The sequence below is a fragment of the Pantoea sp. GD03673 genome (genome assembly GCF_029844725.1).
Classification (GTDB): Bacteria; Pseudomonadota; Gammaproteobacteria; order Enterobacterales; family Enterobacteriaceae; genus Pantoea.
The window spans coordinates 150,646-172,852 of record NZ_JAOCKJ010000009.1 but is presented as its reverse complement, the minus strand read 5'-3'; the positions used below and the strand labels follow the sequence as shown (position 1 = coordinate 172,852).

General features: G+C 58.4%; 18 protein-coding genes. 9 read left to right on the top strand and 9 right to left on the bottom strand.

Annotated features, from left to right (window positions below; genetic code table 11):
• Positions 1–14: 14 nt before the first annotated feature.
• From malQ to glpE, 5 genes are all read right to left on the bottom strand, one after another.
• Positions 15–2,096, bottom strand: coding sequence for a 4-alpha-glucanotransferase (malQ, locus tag N5J69_RS18075; RefSeq protein WP_279771972.1), 2,082 nt, complete (start codon positions 2,094–2,096; stop codon positions 15–17).
• Between the two features lie 9 nt (positions 2,097–2,105).
• Positions 2,106–4,511 carry a maltodextrin phosphorylase gene (gene malP, locus N5J69_RS18070; protein WP_279771971.1) on the bottom strand — a complete coding sequence of 802 codons (2,406 nt, stop codon included), beginning with the start codon at positions 4,509–4,511 and terminating at the stop codon, positions 2,106–2,108.
• Between the two features lie 155 nt (positions 4,512–4,666).
• On the bottom strand, positions 4,667–5,425 hold the full coding sequence (locus N5J69_RS18065) for a DeoR/GlpR family transcriptional regulator (RefSeq protein ID WP_279771970.1): 759 nt from the start codon (positions 5,423–5,425) through the stop codon (positions 4,667–4,669).
• 32 nt (positions 5,426–5,457) lie between these two features.
• Positions 5,458–6,279 carry a rhomboid family intramembrane serine protease GlpG gene (glpG, locus tag N5J69_RS18060; RefSeq protein ID WP_279771969.1) on the bottom strand — a complete coding sequence of 274 codons (822 nt, stop codon included), beginning with the start codon at positions 6,277–6,279 and terminating at the stop codon, positions 5,458–5,460.
• A 29-nt stretch (positions 6,280–6,308) separates the two neighbouring features.
• The gene (glpE, locus tag N5J69_RS18055) at positions 6,309–6,635 is read right to left on the bottom strand and encodes a thiosulfate sulfurtransferase GlpE (protein WP_279771968.1); all 327 of its coding nucleotides are present in this window, start codon (positions 6,633–6,635) and stop codon (positions 6,309–6,311) included.
• A 225-nt stretch (positions 6,636–6,860) separates the two neighbouring features.
• Here glpE and glpD point away from each other — a divergent pair, with 225 nt between their 5' ends.
• From glpD to mdcH, 9 genes are all read left to right on the top strand, one after another.
• Complete coding sequence (gene glpD, locus N5J69_RS18050) at positions 6,861–8,366, top strand: glycerol-3-phosphate dehydrogenase (RefSeq protein ID WP_279771966.1); 1,506 nt, start codon at positions 6,861–6,863, stop codon at positions 8,364–8,366.
• Between the two features lie 372 nt (positions 8,367–8,738).
• Positions 8,739–10,394, top strand: coding sequence for a malonate decarboxylase subunit alpha (gene mdcA / locus N5J69_RS18045; RefSeq protein ID WP_279771965.1), 1,656 nt, complete (start codon positions 8,739–8,741; stop codon positions 10,392–10,394).
• Positions 10,395–11,255 (top strand): triphosphoribosyl-dephospho-CoA synthase, encoded by an 861-nt coding sequence (locus tag N5J69_RS18040; RefSeq protein ID WP_279771964.1) that lies wholly within the window; start codon positions 10,395–10,397, stop codon positions 11,253–11,255.
• A gap of 8 nt (positions 11,256–11,263) precedes the next feature.
• Positions 11,264–11,563, top strand: coding sequence for a malonate decarboxylase acyl carrier protein (gene mdcC, locus N5J69_RS18035; protein WP_279771962.1), 300 nt, complete (start codon positions 11,264–11,266; stop codon positions 11,561–11,563).
• Positions 11,556–12,392 carry a biotin-independent malonate decarboxylase subunit beta gene (locus N5J69_RS18030; protein ID WP_279771961.1) on the top strand — a complete coding sequence of 279 codons (837 nt, stop codon included), beginning with the start codon at positions 11,556–11,558 and terminating at the stop codon, positions 12,390–12,392. Before mdcC ends, N5J69_RS18030 begins: the two co-directional genes overlap by 8 nt.
• Positions 12,389–13,189: a biotin-independent malonate decarboxylase subunit gamma gene (gene mdcE, locus N5J69_RS18025; protein ID WP_279771960.1), complete on the top strand. Its 801-nt coding sequence runs from the start codon at positions 12,389–12,391 to the stop codon at positions 13,187–13,189. The genes N5J69_RS18030 and mdcE overlap by 4 nt, the downstream gene beginning before the upstream one ends.
• Before the next feature lie 134 nt (positions 13,190–13,323).
• Positions 13,324–14,283, top strand: coding sequence for an AEC family transporter (locus N5J69_RS18020; RefSeq protein WP_279771959.1), 960 nt, complete (start codon positions 13,324–13,326; stop codon positions 14,281–14,283).
• Position 14,284: 1 nt separating this feature from the next.
• Positions 14,285–14,902, top strand: coding sequence for a malonate decarboxylase holo-ACP synthase (locus N5J69_RS18015; protein WP_279771958.1), 618 nt, complete (start codon positions 14,285–14,287; stop codon positions 14,900–14,902).
• A complete protein-coding gene (gene mdcH / locus N5J69_RS18010; RefSeq protein ID WP_279771957.1) occupies positions 14,899–15,801 on the top strand; it encodes a malonate decarboxylase subunit epsilon in 903 nt (300 codons plus the stop codon). Before N5J69_RS18015 ends, mdcH begins: the two co-directional genes overlap by 4 nt.
• Here the strand turns inward: mdcH and N5J69_RS18005 are convergent.
• From N5J69_RS18005 to glgC, 4 genes are all read right to left on the bottom strand, one after another.
• A complete protein-coding gene (locus tag N5J69_RS18005; protein WP_279771956.1) occupies positions 15,782–16,717 on the bottom strand; it encodes a LysR family transcriptional regulator in 936 nt (311 codons plus the stop codon). The two genes, mdcH and N5J69_RS18005, sit on opposite strands and share 20 nt — an antisense overlap.
• 224 nt (positions 16,718–16,941) lie before the next feature.
• Positions 16,942–19,389 carry a glycogen phosphorylase gene (gene glgP / locus N5J69_RS18000; RefSeq protein WP_279771955.1) on the bottom strand — a complete coding sequence of 816 codons (2,448 nt, stop codon included), beginning with the start codon at positions 19,387–19,389 and terminating at the stop codon, positions 16,942–16,944.
• Between the two features lie 19 nt (positions 19,390–19,408).
• The gene (gene glgA, locus N5J69_RS17995) at positions 19,409–20,842 is read right to left on the bottom strand and encodes a glycogen synthase GlgA (protein ID WP_279771954.1); all 1,434 of its coding nucleotides are present in this window, start codon (positions 20,840–20,842) and stop codon (positions 19,409–19,411) included.
• A gap of 63 nt (positions 20,843–20,905) precedes the next feature.
• Positions 20,906–22,198, bottom strand: a complete 1,293-nt coding sequence (glgC, locus tag N5J69_RS17990; protein WP_279771953.1) for a glucose-1-phosphate adenylyltransferase — start codon at positions 22,196–22,198, stop codon at positions 20,906–20,908.
• Between the last annotated feature and the right edge of the window lie 9 nt (positions 22,199–22,207).

The following is a 22,207-nucleotide window of genomic DNA, read 5'->3' as shown; positions in this document are numbered from 1 at the left end:
CTGCCGCGCCCTGCTTACTTCTCTTTCTGTCCTGATGGACGCTGCTGGCTAACCACCCTGAGCAGCGCATTCACTTCCTTATCGGCAAAGATCGCCTCCAGCGTTTTGCTCAGCTTGCGCCGCCAGTTAGGATACTGATCCACCGTGCCCGGCACGTTCACCGGCGTAGTCATTCCCAGCCAGTCTTCGGGCTGCAAGCCAAGCAGCGCACTGTCAGTATCGGCCAGGAAGCGATGTATCGCCCGGTTCAGCGCAGGCGTCATGGCCAGCTTATCTGCCTTTTTCTGGCTGCGTGCCGGTAAGGCACCCGCCTGATGCAGCGCATCCAGCAGCGCCTGCTTCTGTGCGGCGCGCTGCTGATGTAACGCTTTCACCGCATCGCCCGGATAAAGACCAAGCTTCTCCCCCAGTTCCAGGTCGCCCTGCTCCCAGAAGCCGGTCAGCGTGGGCAGATCATGGGTACTGGCGCTGGCAATAGACTGACGCGGATAGTCCTGCGGTGCGCGATAGCGTTCATCTTTCTCCTGCTCGAACCAGAGTACCTTCCATGAAAAGACGCCACTTTTGCGCAGCAGGCTGACGATCTCCTCAGGCACGGTCCCAAGGTCTTCGCCAATCACCATACAACGTAGCCGGTGGCTCTCCAGCGCAAGGATAGCCAGCAGATCATTGACCGGATAAGCCACATAAGCCCCTTTATCCGCCGTCTCTCCGGCTGGCACCCACCACAGACGCAGCAGCGACATCACATGGTCGATACGCAACGCGCCGCAGTCACGCATGTTAGCCCGCAGCATGTCGATAAAGGGCTGATAGGCGCGCGCCTGCATCACATGGGGATCCATCGGCGGTAAACCCCAGTTTTGTCCCAGCGGCCCCAGACGGTCAGGTGGCGCACCCACCGAGGCTTTGAGGCGATAAAGCTCCGGGTCGTGCCAGGTTTCCGCGCTGCCTTCCGCCACGCCCACCGCCAGGTCACGGTAGAGACCCACGCTCATGCCCAGTGCCTGACTGTGCTTCCAGCAGTCAGAAAACTGCTGCTGCGCCAGCCATTGCAGCCACTGCCAGAAGGCGATCTCCTCTTCATGCTGTTCACACCACTCCTGCACCGCCGGCAACTGGCTGTTGCGCCACGCCTCCGGCCACGCAGGCCAGCCGCCCTGCTGCGACGTATCTGCCTGACGCTCCTGCTGTATGCCGTCGTAGGCAGCCTGATAACGCAGGCTGTCACCGCCTTCACGCACAAACTCAGCCCAGGATTGATGCTCCCCGCTCTGACTGTCACGCGCCTGAAAGTGTGTCCAGGCGTGGCGCAGCGCCGCGAGCTTCAGCGCCATCACGGCTTCGTAATTGACGTGCTCCGCCTCACGCGCTTTAGCCAGCGCCTTTTGGGTTTTCGCGCTCTTCCACCATTTCTGCGCCGCCGCGCTTTGCTGAAAATCGGCCACCTGACTGACATCGATATAAATTACGTTCAGCCAGCGACGCGACGACGGACTGTACGGGCTGGCAAACCCCGGGCTGGCGGGATAGAGCGCATGCAGCGGATTCAGCCCGACGAAATCGCCGCCGCGCTTAGCCAGCTGCACCAGCAGCTGATCGAGATCGCCGAAGTCGCCGATGCCCCAGTTCTGTTCAGAGCGCACGGTGTAAAGCTGAACCAGCGCACCCCAGCGTTTTTCACCCGCCTCCAGCGCCGGGGGCAGATAGCAGCGACGCGGCGCGACGATAATCTGCGTCTGCCAGCTTTTCTTCCCCTTGCTGAGCGTCAGCTGGTGATACCCCTGCGTCAGGGGTCCCGGCAGCGTAAAAGGCTCACCGGCGGTTAACTCACCGCTGTGCTGTTTGCCCTTCTCCGTCTGCAGTTGCCAGTTGTAAACGCCGCTGCCCTGTGGCGTGAGCTGGCGCTTGCGGCTGCCGCTGAACACCGCGACCGGCGGCAGCGGAGATTTTTTGGCCTTTTGCGGATCGCCCATTACCGCCAGCAGCGCACGTTTGGTCTCATCGCTGACGGCCTCTTTCCTGCCGTTAACGTTGACGTAATCCAGTGAAATGCCTGCGGCACGGGCGGCCTGATCGAGTGAATCTTGCTTCATTGCTGCTCCTTAGCGCGGTGCCTGCCAGATACGTTGCTGATAGTCACGAATTGAACGGTCCGAACTGAACATGCCGGTTCGTGCCGTATTGAGGATGGCGGCGCGGGTCCAGCCCTCCGGGTCACGCCATAGCGCTTCCACCCGTTGCTGCGCCTCGATATAGGCCTGGAAATCGGCCAGCACCAGCCAGGGATCGCCCTGTTTCGTCAGGCTCTCCAGCATCAGGTCAAAGGCGTGCTTATCCCCGTCGCTGAATTTGCCCTTCTCCAGCGATTTCAGTAAATCGTCCAGCGGCTTGTTCTGCTTACGCACCTTTTTCGGGTTGTAGCCTTTCGCTTTGAGCGCCTTCACCTCATCCACGGTGTGTCCGAAGATAAAGATGTTTTCCTCGCCCACCTGTTCGGCAATTTCGACGTTGGCACCATCCAGCGTGCCGATGGTCAGCGCACCGTTCAGCGCCAGCTTCATGTTGCCAGTGCCGGAGGCCTCATAACCGGCGGTAGAGATCTGCTCTGAAAGATCGGCCGCCGGGATCATCTGCTCGGCCACGGTGATACGGTAGTCGGGGATAAACACCACTTTGAGTCGGTCACCGACGCGTGGGTCGTTGTTCACCACCTCGGCCACTTTGTTAATGGCGTAGATAATGTTTTTCGCCAGGTAGTAACCCGGCGCGGCTTTGGCCCCGAACAGGAACACCCGTGGCGTAAAGGTGACATCCTCCGGGTTATTACAGAGCGTCTGATAGCAGTAAAGGATATGCAGCAGACTGAGGTGCTGGCGCTTGTACTCATGCAGTCGCTTGATCTGCACATCGAACAGGGCCGCCGGGTTCACGATGATGCCGGTGTGCCGGGCGATATACGCCGTGAGCTGCGTTTTGTTCTGCTGCTTAATGCTGCGATAGCGCTGACGAAACGCCTGATCGTCGGCATACGCCTCCAGTCCGGCTAACGCCTCAAGGTTACTGGCCCACTCGGTTTTTAGCGTCTCATCAATCAGCGCAGCCAGCGCCGGATTACACTGCTTCAGCCAGCGACGCGGCGTAATGCCGTTGGTGACGTTATGGAATTTTTGCGGCCAGAGCTGGTGATATTCCGGGAAGAGATCGCTGACCACCAGACGGGAGTGCAGCGCCGCCACGCCGTTGACCGCAAAGCCGCTGACGACGCAAAGATTGGCCATCCGCACCTGACCGTCAGCCACCACCGCCAGCTTGTGCCACATCGCTTTGTCATCCGGCCAGCGCTGCTTCACCCGCTTTTTCAGTCGCTGATTAATCTCTTTGATGATCAGCATGTGGCGCGGCAGCAGACTGCGCATCAGTTTCTCATCCCAGCGCTCCAGCGCCTCCGGCATCAGCGTGTGGTTGGTGTAGGCAAACAACCGGCTGGTGATCTGCCATGCCTCATCCCAGCTCAGCTGATGCTCATCCAGCAGCAGGCGCAGCATCTCCGGGATGGCAATGGTCGGATGGGTATCATTGAGCTGTATCACTTCAAAGTCCGGCAGACTGTGAATGCTGCGCCCCGCCAGATGGTGACGGCGCAGGATATCTGCCACCGCACAGGCGCACTGAAAATATTGCTGCATCAGACGCAGCCGCTTGCCCGCCTGATGATTGTCATTGGGATAGAGCACTTTGGTCAGCTTTGCCGCCTCAATACCCGGCTGCTCCGCCTGCAGAAAGTGGCCATCGTTAAACGCGGTCAGATCAAACGGATGCGCACTCACGGCCTGCCACAGACGCAGCGGCAGCGTCACGCCATTGCGGTAGCCGGTGACGGGTAAATCCCAGGCCTCACCGCGCAGCGTAAAATCGGGCAGCCAGCGTACCCCGCCGTTTTCATCCTTTTCGACCCGTCCCCCCATCGCGACCGTGACACCCAGCGCCGCGTTGTGCCGGAACCAGGGATAGCGCTCACGCTGCCAGTCATCGGGCGCTTCAATCTGTTTCCCCTCGCTAAAAGACTGGCGGAACAGGCCGTACTGATAATTCAGTCCGTGGCCGGTAGCAGACTGCCCTACCGTTGCCATCGAATCCAGGTAGCAGGCGGCCAGTCGTCCCAGCCCGCCGTTGCCCAGCGCCGGGTCGACCTCCTGCTCCAGCAGTTCAGTTAAATCGAGTTGCTGCTCAGCCAGCGCCGCGCTGACCTCGTCATACCAGCCAAGATTCAGCAGATTGTTGCCGGTCAGACGACCTATCAGAAACTCCATCGACAGGTAGTTGACGTGACGCTGCTGTGCAGCCGGGCGCGGTGCCGGTTGCGCAGCCAGCAGTTCCGCCAGCGCCGCGCTGACCGCCTGCCACGCCTGGTGCGGGGTCATCTGCTGAGCAGAGCGGAGACTTAACTGTTGCCACTGGCGGGTCAGGGCGGCATTAAAGCGGGCTTTATTAAATTTTTGCTGCGGCATATCACTCCCTTCTGTTACGCAATGAGGTGAAGCAAAAATGGCAAGCGCACGGACTGGCAACCGGATGCCAGCAACCGTTAAGTAAAGACGGGAGTGAGGAAAAAAGCGACAGCAATCAAACAAAAACGCCAGCCGGGCGGCTGGCGTGTCAGGAATCAGCAGAGCTCGAGGTGAACCTCATGCTGCTCAATCACTTTCATGACGCTGGCGGGCGGCATTTTGTCGGTGTAGAGATAGTCCAGCAGACTCATGTTGCCAAGGTTAACCATGGCGTTACGGCCAAACTTCGAGTGATCCACCACCAGCATCACGCAGCGTGAATTTTCAATGATGGCGCGCTTGGTGCGGACTTCGTGGTAGTCAAACTCCAGCAGCGAACCATCCATGTCGATGCCGCTGATCCCCAGGATGCCGTAATCAAGGCGGAACTGGGAAATGAAGTCGAGCGTTGCTTCCCCCATCACCGCGCCATCGCGGGTCCGTACTTCACCGCCCGCCATAATGACGCGGAAATCGGGTTTGCCCATCAGCAGCATCGCCACGTTAAGGTTATTGGTGACCACGCGTAAATCGCTGTGGTTAAGCAGCGCATGGGCCACCGCTTCCGGCGTGGTGCCGATGTCGATAAACAGTGTGGCCCCATCCGGGATCTGGCTGGCAACGCGCTGGGCAATCCGCGCTTTTTCCGCTGACCACATCATTTTACGATCGTGCCAGGCGGTATTCTCAGAGCTGGAAGGAAGCGCCGCGCCGCCGTGGTGACGCTGAATTTTATTCTGATCGGCCAGATCGTTGAGATCGCGACGAATGGTTTGCGGGCTGACCTCAAAGTGATCCACCAGCTCCTCAGTACTGACATATCCCTGACGACGGACTAAATCGATAATCGCATCATGACGTTGCGTCTGCTTCACGTTCCTCTCCTGTTAACCCGCTTATATCCTGTCTAACGACGTGTGACGTTACGCGTATCCACCAGCGCCATCGCCAGCCCGACCACCAGACCGGCGACGTGTGCCGCGTTGGCAATGGCCAGACCAAAGACGCCGAACCAGCCAATGACCAGCCAGACCAGCGCAAAACCGATCAAACCCCTTTCAAGATAGACGCCGCTGTCAGGATCGCGCTCGCCCCGCAGCCAGCAGTAACCCATCAGCGCATACACCACGCCCGACAGACCACCAAACCAGATGCCGCTGAACTTCGCCTGCAGCCAGCCGCTGAGCAGGGCCGAAATCAGCATAATCACAAAGAGCTTGCCGCTGCCCAGCCGCTTCTCAACCGCACCGCCGAGATACCACCACCACATCAGATTAAACAGGATGTGCAGCAGTGAAAAGTGCAGCAGCGCATGGCTGAACCAGCGCCAGACCTGAAAATGCTGGTCGGCATCCGGCCAGGAGAGCCAGGCCATCACGGTCTGATCGCCCATTACCTGCATCAGAATGAACACGGCGATACAGAGCACCATCAGGGTCATGGTCAGCGGACCGGCACGCTCGCGGATGTTCGCCCAGATATTGCTGCGCTCATAGCGCAGCCCGCTGTCGGTCTTGCCGCTGTGCCAGCTGGCAGCCTGATAGCGCGGATGGTTAGGGTCGTGCAAAAACTGCTGAAGTTCGTTTTCGACCACTGAGATTTTGCTCTCATCATCCAGCATGATGACGTAGTGATTCTCATGCTCGATGCGCAGTGAAATGCCCTGCGTCGCCATGTAGTCCACAAACGCCTGCGCCATGCGTGGCTGATTAAACTGGGTAATGCGCATCAGTAACTCTCCATGTGACGGGCGGCAGGTTATTCACTGCCAGTGGCAACCTGCTGGGGGAAAGCAGCACGCCAGGCGTCAAAACCGCCATCAATGCTGTACGCCGCGCTGAAGCCCTGGCCCAGCAGATAGTGTGCCGCGCTTTTGCTGCTGTTGCCGTGATAGCACATCACCAGCACCGGCAGGCTGTGGTCAGCGCCACTGACAAAATCGCTGAGGTTAGCGTTGGTCAGATGCAGCGCGCCTGCCGCATGACCCAGTGCATAACTTTGCGGATCGCGGATATCCACCAGCAGCGCACCCTGCGCCAGCTGCGCCTGCGCCTGCTGCACATCAATACATTCGAACGTTTCCATGGGATCTCTCAACATCGTCACAATAGCGCGTAGTGTAACCCGAGAATCCACGCCGATAACCTGACAATCGTTACGGCTTTCTATTTTTTTGGTGGGCAGAATGTTAGCTATATCACGCAAAAATGTTTTTACCCGGTTAAAAGCTGGCGTCAATGTTGGTTTGCGATTATGATTATGCTCGAAAACGAACATAAGTGAACTATTCCGAACATCGGAGGAGATGACGTGGAAACCAAAGACCTGATCGTGATCGGCGGCGGCATCAACGGTGCCGGCATTGCAGCAGACGCTGCAGGACGCGGACTGTCGGTGTTAATGCTGGAGGCGCGGGATCTGGCTTGCGCGACCTCCTCGGCCAGTTCAAAACTGATTCACGGCGGCTTGCGCTACCTTGAACATTACGAATTTCGCCTGGTCAGTGAAGCACTGGCCGAGCGCGAAGTTCTGCTGAAAATGGCACCGCATCTGGCGTTCCCGATGCGCTTCCGTCTGCCGCACCGTCCACATCTGCGTCCGGCGTGGATGATCCGCACCGGCTTGTTTATGTATGACCATCTTGGCAAGCGTACCAGTCTGCCGGGCAGCAAAAGCCTGCGGTTTGGCGCAGATTCGGCCCTGAAGCCGGAAATTACGCGCGGATTCGAATATTCAGACTGCTGGGTCGATGACGCCCGCATGGTGGTTCTGAATGCGCAGGAAGTGGTGAAGCGCGGCGGCGAAGTGCGCACCCGCACCCGTGTGACCCGCGCATGGCGCGAAGGTGGCTTGTGGAAGGTCGAAGCGGAAGATGTCGACAGCGGTAAAACCTTTACCTGGCAGGCAAAAGGTCTGGTCAACGCGGCGGGCCCGTGGGTTAAGCAGCTGTTCGATGACAGCCTGAAGCTGAAATCGCCTTACGGTATTCGCCTGATCAAAGGCAGTCACATCGTGGTGCCACGTGTTCACACCGAGAAGCAGGCTTACATCCTGCAGAACGAAGATAACCGCATCGTGTTTGTTATCCCGTGGATGGATGAGTTCTCTATCATCGGCACCACCGACGTGGAGTACAAAGGCGATCCGAAAAGCGTCCATATCGATGACAGCGAAACCGAGTATCTGCTGAACGTGTTCAACGGACACTTTAAAAAGCAGCTGACCGCAGACGACATCGTCTGGTCATATTCCGGTGTCCGTCCGCTGTGTGATGACGAGTCTGATTCACCGCAGGCGATTACCCGTGATTACACCCTGGACGTGCGCGACGATAACGGTCAGGCTCCGCTGCTTTCTGTGTTTGGCGGCAAGCTGACCACCTATCGCAAGCTGGCTGAACATGCGCTGGAGAAACTGGCGAAGTACTACCCGAACGCCGGTCCGGCCTGGACGAAGAACTGCGTGCTGCCGGGCGGAAATATCTCCGGCACCAGCGATGATTACGCGGCCAGCCTGCGTCGTCGTTATCCGTTCATCAGTGAAAACATGGCGCGCCACTTCTCGCGCACCTACGGCAGCAACACGGAAACCCTGCTGGCTGGCGCGAAAAGCCTGGACGATCTGGGTGAGAACTTCGGACACGAGTTCTATGAAGCGGAACTGCGCTACCTGGTGCAGCATGAGTGGGTGCGTGAGCTGGACGATGCTATCTGGCGTCGTACCAAACAGGGCATGTGGCTGACTCAAGCGCAGCAGGCTCGGGTGGCCGAATGGCTGGCCGCGAAAGCGAAACCGGTCCTGTCGCTGGCATCCTGATACCGGCACTGGCATCCTGATACCGGCAGTAAAAATGCAGTAAGCAGGCTTCGGCCTGCTTTTTTTTGGCCTGCTTGCCGGATAACCCTCTAGCCCCCGGTATCCTCACGCCCAGGCTAATCGCTAGCTGAATATTAAGCACGGCTGATTATTTTTGTTGATAATTACTGGCGACCAGCAATATTCACCGCTGTAACTTTTACTTCATCTCTCTCTGCTTAAACTCAACCCTTCGCTTATCTGTCCTCACTTTCTCTATCGTTACCTTAAATCTAACGTTCCGTTTTTTTGCTTAATTGAACGATGCATTACGAAAGCCCAGACTTCCCTCAGCGTAAACGAAGCAACAGCGATCCTAATCAGGAGGTTGAAATGAACACAGGCCAGACGCCTGCACGGGAGTGGAACACACGCCGCACTGAGAAAGCGCGTCGTATCGCTTCCTTCTCCCTTGATGGCAAAGTCATTCCTTCAGAACGAGCCACAGAAGCACTGGAAACATTGATTGCGCCGGGCGACCGCGTGGTGCTTGAAGGGAATAACCAGAAACAGGCTGACTTCTTATCCCGCACCCTGGCGGAGGTGGACCCGGCAAAGATTCACGACCTGCATATGATCATGCCCAGCGTCGGCCGCAGTGAGCATCTCGATATTTTTGAAAAAGGCATCGCCCGCAAACTCGACTTCTCTTTTTCCGGTCCGCAAAGTCTGCGCATGTCTCAGCTGTTACAGGATGGCCAGCTGGAAATCGGGGCTATCCACACCTATATCGAACTCTATTCCCGCCTCTATGTTGACCTTAGCCCGAATGTGGCGCTGGTTGCCGGATACAAAGCCGATCGCAAAGGCAATCTCTATACCGGTCCGGGTACTGAAGATACCCCGGCGCTGGTGGAAGCCGCCGCGTTTCGTGACGGTATCGTGATAGCCCAGGTCAATGAACTGGTCGATGACGAAACCGACCTGCCACGCGTTGATATTCCGGGCTCCTGGATCGACTACGTTGTCGTCGCTGACAAACCGTTCTTTATCGAACCGCTGTTTACCCGCGATCCGCGCCTGATTAAGCAGGAACATATCCTGATGGCGATGATGGCGATTAAAGGCATCTACGCCGAACATCAGGTGCAGTCACTCAACCACGGTATCGGCTTTAACACTGCCGCAATTGAACTGCTGCTGCCAACGTACGGCGAACAGCTCGGCCTGAAAGGCAAAATCTGTAAACACTGGACGCTGAACCCGCACCCGACGCTCATCCCGGCGATTGAGAGCGGCTGGGTCGAGAGCGTGCACTGCTTCGGCGGCGAGCTGGGGATGGAGGAGTATATCCGCGCCCGTCCCGACATCTTCTTTACCGGCAGTGACGGCTCAATGCGCTCTAACCGCGCCTTCTGTCAGCTGGCGGGGCAGTACGCAGTGGATATGTTTATCGGCGCAACCCTGCAGGTTGATGGTCTGGCAAACTCCTCTACCGTCACCCGGGGTCGTCTTTCCGGCTTCGGCGGCGCGCCGAACATGGGCCACGATCCTCATGGCCGTCGTCACGCAACGCCCGCCTGGCTGAACATGATCACCGAGCCAGACCCGATGCAGCGCGGTAAAAAGCTGGTGGTGCAGATGGTCGAAACCTTCCAGGCAGGCGCAAAACCGACCTTCGTTGAAACCCTTGATGCCGTTGAGGTCGCGAAATCCTCCGGTATGCCGCTGGCTCCGGTGATGATCTACGGCGATGACGTGACCCATGTGCTGACAGAGGAAGGTATCGCCTATCTCTATCGTGCAGAAAGCCTTGAAGAGCGTCGCGCTATGGTCGCCGCGGTAGCGGGCATTACCGATATCGGTCTGGGTGTGGATGCGGCACGCGTCGCGGCCCTGCGTAAAAGCGGCAAAGTGGTTTACCCGGAAGATATGGGCATTCGCCGTTCTGACGCCACACGTTCTCTGCTGGCGGCGGGCAGCGTTGCTGACCTGGTTGAATGGTCAGGTGGCCTGTATAACCCCCCTGCTAAATTCCGGAGCTGGTAAATGAAACACCTGTCACCGACGCACGCCGAGGCGCAGGCCAGCCAGCTGGCGACGATGGCGCGGGATTGTCTGATTGATGAAGCACGCCTGAGCCCTAAGCCGGGTCTGGTCGACCGTCGGGGAAACGGTGCGCATCAGGATTTGACACTGGCGCTGATGGAGCATTCCGCGCACAGCCTGATGCCAGCCTTTCTGGCGCTGGCCCGTCACAGCTGGCTGCGTCCCGCCGATATCGCCCTGCGCGAAACGGTCGGCCGCCTGGGCCGTGACGGTGAACAGCAGATGATGGCGGCAACCGGCGGCGTAAACACCCACCGGGGGGCGATCTGGGCGCTGGGACTGCTGGTGAGTGCCGCAGCCATGCACGGCGGCGCGACCAGTGCCGACCAGCTGACCCGCACAGCCGCCGCCCTCGCCAGCCTGCCCGACCGGGCTGCGCCAAAACTGTTCAGCAAAGGGTTAAAAGCGACGCACCGCTATCAGGTGCCCGGCGCACGCGAAGAGGCGCAACAGGCGTTTCCTCACGTGATGAAGCTGGCGCTGCCGCAGCTGCTGACCAGCCGGGCGGTGGGAGCCAGTGAAGATGAAGCCCGCCTTGATGCACTGATGGCGATCATGACCTCGCTCAGCGATACCTGTGTGCTGTCACGTGCGGGTATGACCGGACTGAACGCCATGCAGCAGGGTGCCCGCACCGTGCTGTGGGTGGGTGGCTGCCGCACCGCCGCAGGTCGGGTGGCGCTGGCACAGCTCGACCGGCGCATGCTGGCACTCAATGCTTCGCCTGGCGGGGCCGCCGATTTGCTGGCCGCGACGCTGTTTATTGATCGGGTCTGTTCGCCTGAACATTCTTATTTTTAGAGGCCATTATGGAACACATCACATTATCTTTTCCTGCTAACCGCCTGCTTAATGGCAGAGCGCTGGCCGGGGTCGTTGGTTCCGGTGATATGGAAGTGCTGTATACCGCAACGGAAGGCCAGACACTGAACATTGCTATCACCACTTCACTGGATAACAGCGACGCACGCTGGAAGGCGCTGTTTGACCGCCTGAACTTAATTAACGGCCTGCCCGCCGGAGAGCTGATTATCCACGATTTCGGCGCGACACCCGGCGTCGCGCGTATCCGTATTGAACAGGTTTTTGAAGAGGTGAGCCATGCGTAACGATGCCAGTTTTATTGAACTGCGGGCCCGTGAACGCGCCCATGCGCTGCTGGATGCAGGCAGCTACCGCGAACTGCTCGATCCCTTTGAAGGCATCATGTCCCCCTGGCTGGCTCCGCAGGGCGTGGTGCCCCAGTCAGATGACGGCATGGTGGTGGCTCGCGGCACGCTGAACGGCCAGTCCGCCGTGGTGATTGCCATCGAAGGCACTTTCCAGGGGGGCAGCATGGGCGAAGTCTCCGGCGCAAAAATGGCGGCAGCGCTGGAACTGGCAGCCGAAGATAATCGCAACGGTATCCCGACCCAGGCGGTGCTCTGCCTGGAAACCGGTGGCGTGCGGTTACAGGAAGCGAATCTGGGCCTGGCAGCGATTGCGGATATTCATGCGGCGATTGTCGATTTGCGTCGCTACACCCCGGTCATCGGTATCGTCAGCGGCACCGTTGGCTGCTTCGGCGGGATGTCTATCGCCGCTGCGCTGTGCAGCTACCTGATTGTGACGCGTGAAGCCCGTCTGGGGCTGAACGGTCCGCAGGTGATTGAGCAGGAAGCGGGGATTGAAGAGTATGACTCGCGCGATCGCCCGTTTATCTGGAGCATGACCGGCGGCGAAATCCGCTACGCCAGCGGCCTGGTCGATGCGCTGGTGAATGACGGCATCAACGCGGTGAAAACCACGATGCATGCGTTCATTGCCAGAGGTGTTCCGGCACAGAACCGCAGCGATAACTATGCCGATTTCCTGTCGCGTCTGTCGCAGTTCGATACCCGCCAGCAGGCTGATACCGCGCAGATTAAACAGCTTTTTGCCCGGGAGGAGAAAGAATGACTCAGACAAGCAGCCGCGGTGCAACCTGGCTGGAAAAACTCGCACCCCACGCACAACGTCTTAGCGGCCTGTGTGCCTCTGTTCAGGTGGCTGACGGCCAGCTTAATGGCGAAAACGTCCGCTTTATCGCCGTTGTACCCGACCCGCAAAACCACTACCCGCGCGCCGCGCAGGGGGAAGTCGGTCTGCTGGAAGGCTGGACGCTGGCAAAAGTGGTCAATGAAACGCGGGAAGAAGACAAAAACAGCGCCGTGAAACGCCCGATTGTGGCGGTAATCGATGTGCCGAGTCAGGCCTATGGCCGCCGTGAAGAGGCGTTTGGCATTCATCAGGCGCTGGCGGGCGCGGCGGGAGCCTATGCTAACGCACGGCTTGACGGCCATCCGGTGATTGGCCTGATTGTCGGCAAAGCGATGTCCGGCGCGTTCCTGGCTCACGGCTACCAGGCTAATCGCCTGATTGCACTTAACGATCAGGGCGTGCTGGTGCATGCCATGGGCAAAGCCTCGGCGGCGCGTATTACGCTGCGTTCCGTGGAAGCGCTGGAAAAGCTGGCGGCAACCATTCCACCGATGGCGTACGACGTGAATAACTTCGCCACGCTGGGCCTGCTCTCCGATCTGCTGAACATCGCCAGCCCTGATGCGCCGTCTGACGCCGATGTGGCGATGGTCGAAATTGCGCTGCACAAAGCGATCGGCGACGCACGCCAGGACCCGAGCCTGAAAAATCGCCTGGGCGCAGCCAATCGTCACAGCTCCTCTCTGGTTCGCGAACGTATGCGCGCAACCTGGTAATGAAATAAAAAAATAAACCTGCCGAAACCGGTCTGACGGGGCGCATTACACATTGCGCCCCGGGGCAGTGGCCGTGTTCAGAATTATAAACATCGCTGTTTTTTAAAGAATTCTTTCTTAAATACAGGTGATTTATGATTTATATAATTGTTCATGCCCTTGCTCCGATCTTTGTCATTATGCTGCTGGGTTTCTGGGCCGGTAAGGCCGGAATGGTCAATAACAAAGACGTCTCTCTTCTCAATATTTTCGTCATGGATTTTGCGCTGCCCGCCGCGCTGTTCAGCGCCACGGTTCAGACCGCGTGGCCAGGCATTGTGGCGCAATGGCCGCTGATTGTGGTGATCACCGGTGCAATGTGGATAACCTATGGCACCGTCTATTTTCTTGCTACCAGCGTGTTCAAAAAGTCACCGCAGGATGCCGCCGTGCTGACGCTCACCGTCGCGCTGCCTAACTACGCCGCGCTGGGCCTGCCGATTCTGGCCAGCGTGCTGGGTGAAAATGCGGCCACCTCCCTCTCCGTGGCGGTGTCGATTGCCTGTGGATCGGTGCTGTTAACCCCCCTGTGCCTGCTGATCCTGGAGCGAGAAAAGGCCTTTGCCGCAGGCACCGAACACGGTTCGACGCTGACCATGCTGCCCATCCTGATGTGGCGTTCAGTAAAAAAACCTATCGTGATGGGACCGTTGATTGGTGTGGTGCTGTCAGCGCTGGGCGTTAAAATGCCGGATCTGGTGCTGGCCGCGATCAAACCGCTGGGCCTGGCGGCCACCGCAGCTGCGCTGTTCCTGACGGGTGTCATCCTCTCTGCACGCCAGCTGAAACTCAACGCCGTCGTCGGCGTCGGTACGGTGGCTAAGCTGCTGATTCAGCCCTTTATCGCCTGGGGGCTGGTACTGGCGCTGGGGCTTAACGGTTCAGTGGCCATCACCGCTATCCTGATGATTGCGCTCTCAGCCGGTTTCTTCGGCGTGGTGTTCGGCAACCGCTTTGGCGTGCAGTCGCCCGATGCTGAAGCCGTGCTGCTGTTAAGCTCGATTCTGTGTATTTTATCGTTACCGCTGTTCATCACGCTGACATCAGGAATGTAATATGAGTGCGCCGCGCCCCCACGATCTGCTCTGGCTGCGTCACCGCGACGCGTTAGCCGCGATCAAAGAACGCTGGGTCAGCCTGTTCTGGCATCCCGGGCTGCCGGTGGTGGTGCGGCGTGATGACCGCGAGTCCGGGCTGATCCCGATTGGCGTGCGCGGTGAGCGACGTGAGCAACGCGCCGCTGGCTGGATTAATCCAGCCGATATTCGCCGGATAGTGACGCCAGAGAAGCTGGCAGAACGTGCGTGGCTGCGGGATTCACCCTTTACAGCGTATGCACCGGTCCGTGCGGCGATGGCACTCAGTGAGACTCACTGGCCCTGGCACTGGGGGATTACCGGCAGCACCGGTTATGCGCTGGCGACACAGCGGCCCACGCTGCATGCTGACAGCGATCTGGATTTAGTGATCCGCGCCCCGCAGCCACTGACACGCGATGCGCTACAGAACTGGCAGACGCAGACCGACGCGCTGGATTGTCGGGTGGATACGCAGGTGGAAACACCGTCTGGCGCGTTTGCTCTGAACGAATGGCTGCGCGAGGGACGCGTGCTGTTAAAAACCGACACCGGACCGATACTGACCGCTTCACCCTGGAGCAGGGAGAATTCATGAAAATACTCTTTACCTTTCCTGGCCAGGGCACCCAGCGTGCCGGGATGTTGCAGCAGCTGCCTGACGGCGACGCACTGTTACACAGCGTGCGAGCAGTGCTGGGCGACGAGACCGATCGGCTCGACAGCGCTGATGCACTGCGCCACACCCGCGCCGTGCAGCTCTGTCTGCTGATTGCCGGTGTCGCCTGGGCGCGCGAGCTGATCCGTCGTGGGGTGAAACCGGACATCGTCAGTGGTCTGTCGATTGGTGCGTTTCCTGCGGCGGTCATCGCCGGTGCGCTGGATTTCAGCGACGCCCTGCGGCTGGTTGCGCTGCGTGGCGATCTGATGGAGCAGGCTTATCCGCAGGGGTATGGCCTGACCGCGATCACCGGCCTGACGCTGAACCGTCTGGAGACACTGCTGCCTGGCAGCAATACATACATCGCTAACCTGAATGCGGAAACGCAGATTGTCATCGCCGGTCGTGACGAGGATATGGCCAGGGTGGCACAGAAAGCGCTGGATGCCGGTGCCAGCAAAGCGATCAGACTCGCGGTGAGCGTGCCGTCGCACTGCGCCCTGCTGGACAAACCCGCCGCCGAACTGGCTCGCGCCTTTGCGTCCGTCAACCTCTCCCGGCCCCGTTGCGCTTATCTTAGCGGTTCAACCGGGCGGGTGATTCACGAACCGGACAGAATAGCTGACGATCTCGCCTTTAACATGGCGCGCACGGTGCAGTGGAATGATGCGATGGTTTCCGCTAACCAGCGCGACGCCCGGCTGGCAATTGAGATGCCGCCGGGCAATGTGCTGACGGGCCTGACGCTTCAGGCGGGCTGGCAGGGCGAAGCGATCTGTCTGGAGCGCAACAGCGTCGAGGTGGCGCTGCATCTGGCTAAACGGCTGAGTCAGTAAGGCTGCGGGCGTACATTCGCCCTTCAGCCGCCAGGGCCAGCAGGTCATTATCGCGTTCGCGGCGATGTGAATAGACAATCGAGATCTGCTGACGCATCGGGTAAGGCTCTGCGAGCGGCAGCAACTGAATGTTATTTTCATACACCTTCTTCATGCGTCCCGGAATCAGCGCCAGGCCAATGCCCGCCTGCACCAGGCTTATCATCGAGAAAATGTCATTCACCTGCGTGACCATGCGCGGTTCAAATCCGGCTATCTGAAACGCCTCCTGCGAGCCGGTATAGGTGGCGAAGCCCTCAGCCAGTGAGACAAAATTCCGGTCGGCATAGTCACGCAGATCCACCGGCCCGGTTCCGTCCCACGCTTCTCCGGCGGGAGCCGCCAGAAAGATGCTGTCTTCAAACAGCGGAACCACATCAAAATGCGCGTCGCTGAGTTCGCCGTCATCGGTGGCGATCAGAATCGCATCCAGCGCATCATCTTCCAGCATATTCAGCAGCATCTGGTTAGAGCCCATGGTCAGATCAAGCTCCAGCATGGGCCGACGCAGTTTCATGCCCATAATCAAACGGGGAATGGTTTCAAGCGTCAGCGAGTAGAGTGTGCCAAGCCGCAGACGCCCCACGCCGATGCCTGCCACTTTACGCGCCTCTTCAATGCCTTTGCCCATCAGGGTGGTCACGTCGCGACAGTAGTCCAGCAGCGTCCAGGCGGCAGGCAGCGGCACCAGATTACGGCCTTTATGGATAAACAGCGGACAGTCGATGCCCTCTTCCAGCGTATGCAGCGCACGATGCACGCTGACGCTGCTTAGCCCCAGCGCTTCCGCCGTGCGGGCGATATTCCCTTTGCTCATAAACATCATGAAAACGCTGAGCTTACGAAAGGTAATTTCCTGGTTGATGTTTTCACGCATTGGCTGTCGTTGCCTGTCGGGTCATCGTGCTTTCCCGCATAGTAGCGATTCTCAGCCAGGGTGTAATGATCTGGTTCGCACGACGGGCAGATACCGGCGCAAAGGCCATAAAAAGCTGCCCCCTGAGAAAAGCGTGCGGGATGGCTGAAGCGCAGAGGGAGAAGAGGACACTGCGGCCGGTTTCCCGGCCGCAAAGCACATCAGAAAAGCCTGCTGTCCGTTCCCTACAACCTTATCGGTGTAATATTCCAGATCTCATCGGCGTACTCCTGAATGGTACGGTCCGACGAGAAGTAGCCCATGCCAGCGATATTTTTCGCGGCGCGGCGCTGCCACTCATCCGGTTTACGGTAGAGCGCATCCACTTTATCCTGGGTATCCACATAGCTGCGATAATCTGCCAGTAACTGATAGTGATCGCCGAAGTTAACCAGAGAATCGAACAAATTGCGGTAGCGGCCCGGATCCTGCGGACTGAATACGCCAGAGGCAATCTGCGTCAGCACCTGATGCAGCTCTTCATCCCCTTCATAGTAGTCACGCGGGTTATAGCCGTTTTTACGCAGCGCTTCGACCTGCGGCGTGGTATTCCCGAAGATAAAGATGTTCTCTTCGCCGACGTGATCCAGCATCTCAACGTTAGCACCATCCAGCGTACCGATCGTCAGCGCACCGTTCAGCGCAAACTTCATGTTACTGGTGCCGGACGCTTCCGTGCCGGCGGTCGAGATCTGCTCAGAGAGATCGGCCGCCGGGATAATGATCTGCGCCAGGCTCACGCTGTAGTTCGGGATGAAGACCACTTTCAGTTTGTTCTTCACCTGCGGATCGTTGTTGATCACATTGGCGACATCGTTGATCAGATGAATAATGTGCTTGGCAACGTAATAGGCCGATGCCGCTTTACCGGCAAAGATATTCACACGCGGCACCCAGTCCGCCTGCGGGTCGGCCTTAATGCGGTTGTAGCGGGTGATCACATGCAGCACGTTAAGCAGCTGGCGTTTGTATTCGTGAATACGCTTGATCTGCACATCAAACAGCGCGTTCGGGTCGAGCACCACATCCAGATTCTTCGCCACCCAGTCGGCCAGCCGACGCTTGTTCTGGTGCTTGGCAACCGCAACTTTTTCAATAAACGCCGGATAGTCGATCTGTGCTTTCAGCTCATCCAGCTGGCTCAGATCGGTACGCCAGTTGCGACCAATCTCCTCATCCAGCACCTCTGACAGCGCCGGGTTCGCCAGCGCCAGCCAGCGACGTGGCGTCACCCCGTTGGTTTTGTTGCAGAAACGGCCAGGGAACAGGCGGGAGAAGTCGGCAAACAGCGACTGGACCATCAGGTTGGAGTGCAGCTCTGAAACGCCATTCACTTTGTGGCTGACGACAACGGCCAGCCAGCCCATGCGCACCCGGCGGCCATCGTTCTCGTCGATGATCGAAATGCGCGACAGCAGATCCAGGTCATCAGGATAGTGATCCTGAATGGTCTTGAGGAAGAAATCGTTGATTTCGAAAATGATGCTGAGGTGACGCGGCAGGATCTTACCGATCATATCGACCGGCCAGGTCTCCAGCGCTTCGGTCATCAGCGTATGGTTGGTGTAAGAGAAGACCTGACAGCAGACGTCAAAGGCGCTATCCCAGCTGAACTTATGTTCGTCGATCAGCAGTCGCATCAGTTCGGGGATCGCCAGCACCGGATGAGTATCATTCAGGTGAATGGCGATTTTGTCCGCCAGGTTGTCCCAGGTCTGGTGCATCCGCCAGTGACGATTGAGAATGTCCTGCACCGTCGCGGAGACCAGGAAATATTCCTGACGCAGACGCAGTTCACGGCCCGAATAGGTTGAGTCATCCGGATAGAGCACGCGCGACACGTTTTCAGAGTGGTTTTTATCTTCCACCGCCGCAAAATAGTCGCCCTGGTTGAACTTACCGAGGTTGATTTCGTTGCTGGCCTGCGCGCCCCACAGTCGCAGGGTGTTGGTGGCATCGGTGTCGAAGCCCGGAATGATCTGGTCATAGGCCATCGCCAGGATCTCTTCGGTCTCCAGCCAGCGCACTTTCGTGCCTTCATGCTGGACACGGCCACCAAAACGCACTTTGTAACGGGTATTGAAACGCTGGAATTCCCACGGATTACCATATTCAAGCCAGTAATCCGGTGACTCTTTCTGCTCACCTTCCACAATGTTCTGTTTGAACATGCCGTAATCATAGCGGATGCCATAACCCCGGCCCGGCATCCCCAGCGTCGCCAGCGAGTCGAGGAAACAGGCTGCCAGGCGACCCAGGCCGCCGTTGCCCAGCCCCGGATCGTTCTCCTCTTCCATCAGCTCCGCCAGATCCAGCCCCATCTCATCCAGCGCCTGGTTGAGATCGTCATAGATCCCCATCGCCAGCAGCGCATTCCCCAGCGTGCGGCCCATCAGGAACTCCATCGACAGGTAATAGACCTGGCGGACATCCTGAGAAAGCTGGGCACGGCTGGAACGCAGCCAGCGCTCCACCATCCGGTCACGCACCGCCAGCAGCGAGGCGTTGAGCCACTCGTGCTTATTGGCAATAGAGGGATCTTTGCCGATGGTAAACATCAGTTTGTAGGCAATCGAATGCTTTAAGGCATCAACCGTCAACGTTGGTGAGGCGTAAGTGAAAGGTGCATTCATATCCAGTTTTCCCAATCCGTTACATCAAACGTTGGTAGAGATCACGGTAGGCTTGTGCGGCCACCTGCCAGCTAAAGTCCATGCCCATCGCCTGACGCTGAACGTAACGCCACAGTGAAGGACGGGACCACAACACAAACGCGCGCCGGATTGCCCGCAGCAGCGACCAGGCATTGGCATCTTCAAAGCTGAATCCACTGGCGATACCGTCAGCCAGGTTCTCCAGAGAGCTGTCATTCACGGTATCCGCCAGCCCGCCGGTGCGGCGCACTAACGGCAACGTACCATATTTCAGGCCATAAAGTTGTGTCAGGCCGCACGGCTCAAAGCGACTCGGCACCACGATGACGTCCGCCCCACCCACAATGCGATGTGAAAACGCTTCGTGATAGCCAATCTGCACGCCGACGCTGCCAGGGTGCTCCGCCGCCGCCGCCAGGAATCCCTGTTGCAGCTCGGCATCACCCTGTCCAAGCAGGACCAGCTGTCCGCCCTGCGCCAGCAAGCCCGGCAGCGCCTCCAGCACCAGGTCCAGCCCTTTCTGTTTGGTCAGACGGCTGATGACGCAGAACACCGGCGCTTTATCGTCCACCTTCAGCCCCATCGCCACCTGCAGCTGACGTTTGTTTTCTGCTTTGGCTTCCAGCGTGTCGCGGTTATAGCGCGCACTCAGCAGCAGGTCGTGCGCCGGGTCCCAGATTGAGGGATCAACACCGTTGAGAATCCCGCTGAGACGGCCTTCACGCATGCGCTGCGCCAGCAGGCTTTCCATGCCGTAAGCATATTCGGCAGAGGTAATTTCATGGGCGTACGTCGGGCTTACCGCCGTGATATGGTCGGCGTAAAAAAGTCCCGCCTTCAGGAAGGAGATCTGTCCGAAGAACTCCAGCCCATGCATATTAAAGAACGACCAGGGCAGACCAATCTCTTCCATGTGGTGCGCCATGAACAGCCCCTGATACGCCAGGTTGTGCACGGTGAAGACCGATTTAGCCGGACGACCACGCGCTTCCAGATAGGCGCAGGTCAGGCCAGCATGCCAGTCATGAGCATGCACAATATCGGGACGCCACATAGAATCCATGCCGCACGCCAGTTCACAGCCGACCCAGCCCAGCAGCGCAAAGCGCAGATAGTTGTCGACATACGCAAACTGCGACTCGTCATGGTAGGGACTGCCGGGGCGATCGTAGAGACCCGGCGCATCAATCAGGTAGATGCCCACCCCATTAAATTCACCAAATAACAGACGCACATGACCGGCAAATGTCTCTCGCTCCGTCACGACCTGGAGATCAGGTATGCCTTTGCGCAATGCGGGAAACGCGGGCAACAGCACCCGTGTATCCGTGCCGCCCGCAATTTGCGCCTGAGGTAATGCCCCGACTACATCAGCCAGTCCGCCCGTTTTTAGCAGCGGGAAAAGTTCTGAACAGACATGTAAAACCTGCATCCTCGACCTCATTAAGTTATCCGGCACGCTCCGCGTGCCGATTGCGTAAGTTCCGCTTATCGCTTACAGCCCCGCTTTGGCCAGCCTGGCCAGCATGGCGCGGGTGACCAGTACGATCCCTTCATCCGAACGGTGAAAACGGCGACTGTCTTCATCGGGGTTTTCGCCAATAACCATGCCTTCCGGCAGTTCGCAGGCGCGATCAATCACACAGCGACGCAGGCGACACGATCGGCCCACGACCACATCAGGCAGCAGTACGGTTGAATCAATATTGCAAAACGAGTTAACGCGAACGCGTGGGAACAGCACCGAGTTGACCACCACCGACCCGGAGATGATGCAGCCGCCTGAAACCAGCGAATTCATGGTCATCCCGTGACTGCCGGAACGATCCTGAACAAATTTGGCGGGCGGCAGCGGCTCCATGTGGGTACGAATTGGCCAGGTCACGTCATACATATCAAGCTCAGGCATCACCGATGCCAGATCGAGATTGGCGCGCCAGTAGGCTTCCAGCGTGCCGACGTCACGCCAGTAAGGCGGCGCGTTGTCATCGTTCTGTACGCAGGAAAGCGCAAAGGAGTGCGCGTAGCCTTCGCCGCTTGCCACGATTTTTGGCAGGATATCTTTGCCAAAGTCATGGTTAGAGCCCGGCGTCTGCAGATCCTCTTCCAGCAGGTCGTAGAGATAATCCGCGTTAAACACGTAGATCCCCATGCTGGCGAGCGACTGCGTGTCATCACCCGGCATGGTAGGCGGCTTCGCGGGTTTCTCCACAAAGTCGATCACCATGTTCTCTTCGTCTACCGCCATCACGCCAAACGCCGTGGCCTCATGCACCGGCACCGGTAAACAGGCGATGGTACATTTCGCCTCGTTAACCACGTGATCCAGCAGCATCCGTGAATAATCCATCTTATAAATGTGGTCCCCGGCCAGGATCACGATGTACTGCGCCTGATAGCGGCGAATCACATCAAGGTTTTGCGTCACGGCATCGGCCGTACCGCGATACCACTGTTCGGTCGAAAAGCGCTGCTGCGCTGGCAGCAAATCGACAAACTCATTCATCTCTTCGTTGAAGATCGACCAGCCACGCTGGATATGCTGCGTCAGGGTATGAGACTGATACTGTGTAATCACGCCAATCCGTCGGATACCGGAGTTGACGCAGTTGGAGAGGGCAAAGTCGATAATGCGGAACTTGCCGCCGAAATGCACCGCCGGTTTGGCACGTTTGGCCGTTAAATCGACCAGGCGCGTGCCGCGTCCGCCAGCGAGGATCAGCGCAACCGTCTGTGTAGGGAGCTGGCGGGCCAGCATCAGGTGATCTGTTCTATCTAACTTAACCATGTCTGACTC

Excerpts from the sequence above, each read along its gene's own strand:
- mdcE (WP_279771960.1), top strand. The coding sequence starts at position 12,389 with ATGACTCAGACAAGCAGCCGCGGTGCAACCTGGCTGGAAAAACTCGCA.
- malP (WP_279771971.1), bottom strand. The coding sequence starts at position 4,511 with ATGCCGCAGCAAAAATTTAATAAAGCCCGCTTTAATGCCGCCCTGACC.
- N5J69_RS18040 (WP_279771964.1), top strand. The coding sequence starts at position 10,395 with ATGAAACACCTGTCACCGACGCACGCCGAGGCGCAGGCCAGCCAGCTG.
- glgC (WP_279771953.1), bottom strand. The coding sequence starts at position 22,198 with ATGGTTAAGTTAGATAGAACAGATCACCTGATGCTGGCCCGCCAGCTC.
- glpE (WP_279771968.1), bottom strand. The coding sequence starts at position 6,635 with ATGGAAACGTTCGAATGTATTGATGTGCAGCAGGCGCAGGCGCAGCTG.
- malQ (WP_279771972.1), bottom strand. The coding sequence starts at position 2,096 with ATGAAGCAAGATTCACTCGATCAGGCCGCCCGTGCCGCAGGCATTTCA.
- N5J69_RS18005 (WP_279771956.1), bottom strand. The coding sequence starts at position 16,717 with ATGCGTGAAAACATCAACCAGGAAATTACCTTTCGTAAGCTCAGCGTT.
- glpG (WP_279771969.1), bottom strand. The coding sequence starts at position 6,279 with ATGCGCATTACCCAGTTTAATCAGCCACGCATGGCGCAGGCGTTTGTG.
- N5J69_RS18030 (WP_279771961.1), top strand. The coding sequence starts at position 11,556 with ATGCGTAACGATGCCAGTTTTATTGAACTGCGGGCCCGTGAACGCGCC.
- N5J69_RS18020 (WP_279771959.1), top strand. The coding sequence starts at position 13,324 with ATGATTTATATAATTGTTCATGCCCTTGCTCCGATCTTTGTCATTATG.
- mdcC (WP_279771962.1), top strand. The coding sequence starts at position 11,264 with ATGGAACACATCACATTATCTTTTCCTGCTAACCGCCTGCTTAATGGC.
- glgA (WP_279771954.1), bottom strand. The coding sequence starts at position 20,842 with ATGCAGGTTTTACATGTCTGTTCAGAACTTTTCCCGCTGCTAAAAACG.
- mdcA (WP_279771965.1), top strand. The coding sequence starts at position 8,739 with ATGAACACAGGCCAGACGCCTGCACGGGAGTGGAACACACGCCGCACT.
- mdcH (WP_279771957.1), top strand. The coding sequence starts at position 14,899 with ATGAAAATACTCTTTACCTTTCCTGGCCAGGGCACCCAGCGTGCCGGG.
- glgP (WP_279771955.1), bottom strand. The coding sequence starts at position 19,389 with ATGAATGCACCTTTCACTTACGCCTCACCAACGTTGACGGTTGATGCC.
- N5J69_RS18015 (WP_279771958.1), top strand. The coding sequence starts at position 14,285 with ATGAGTGCGCCGCGCCCCCACGATCTGCTCTGGCTGCGTCACCGCGAC.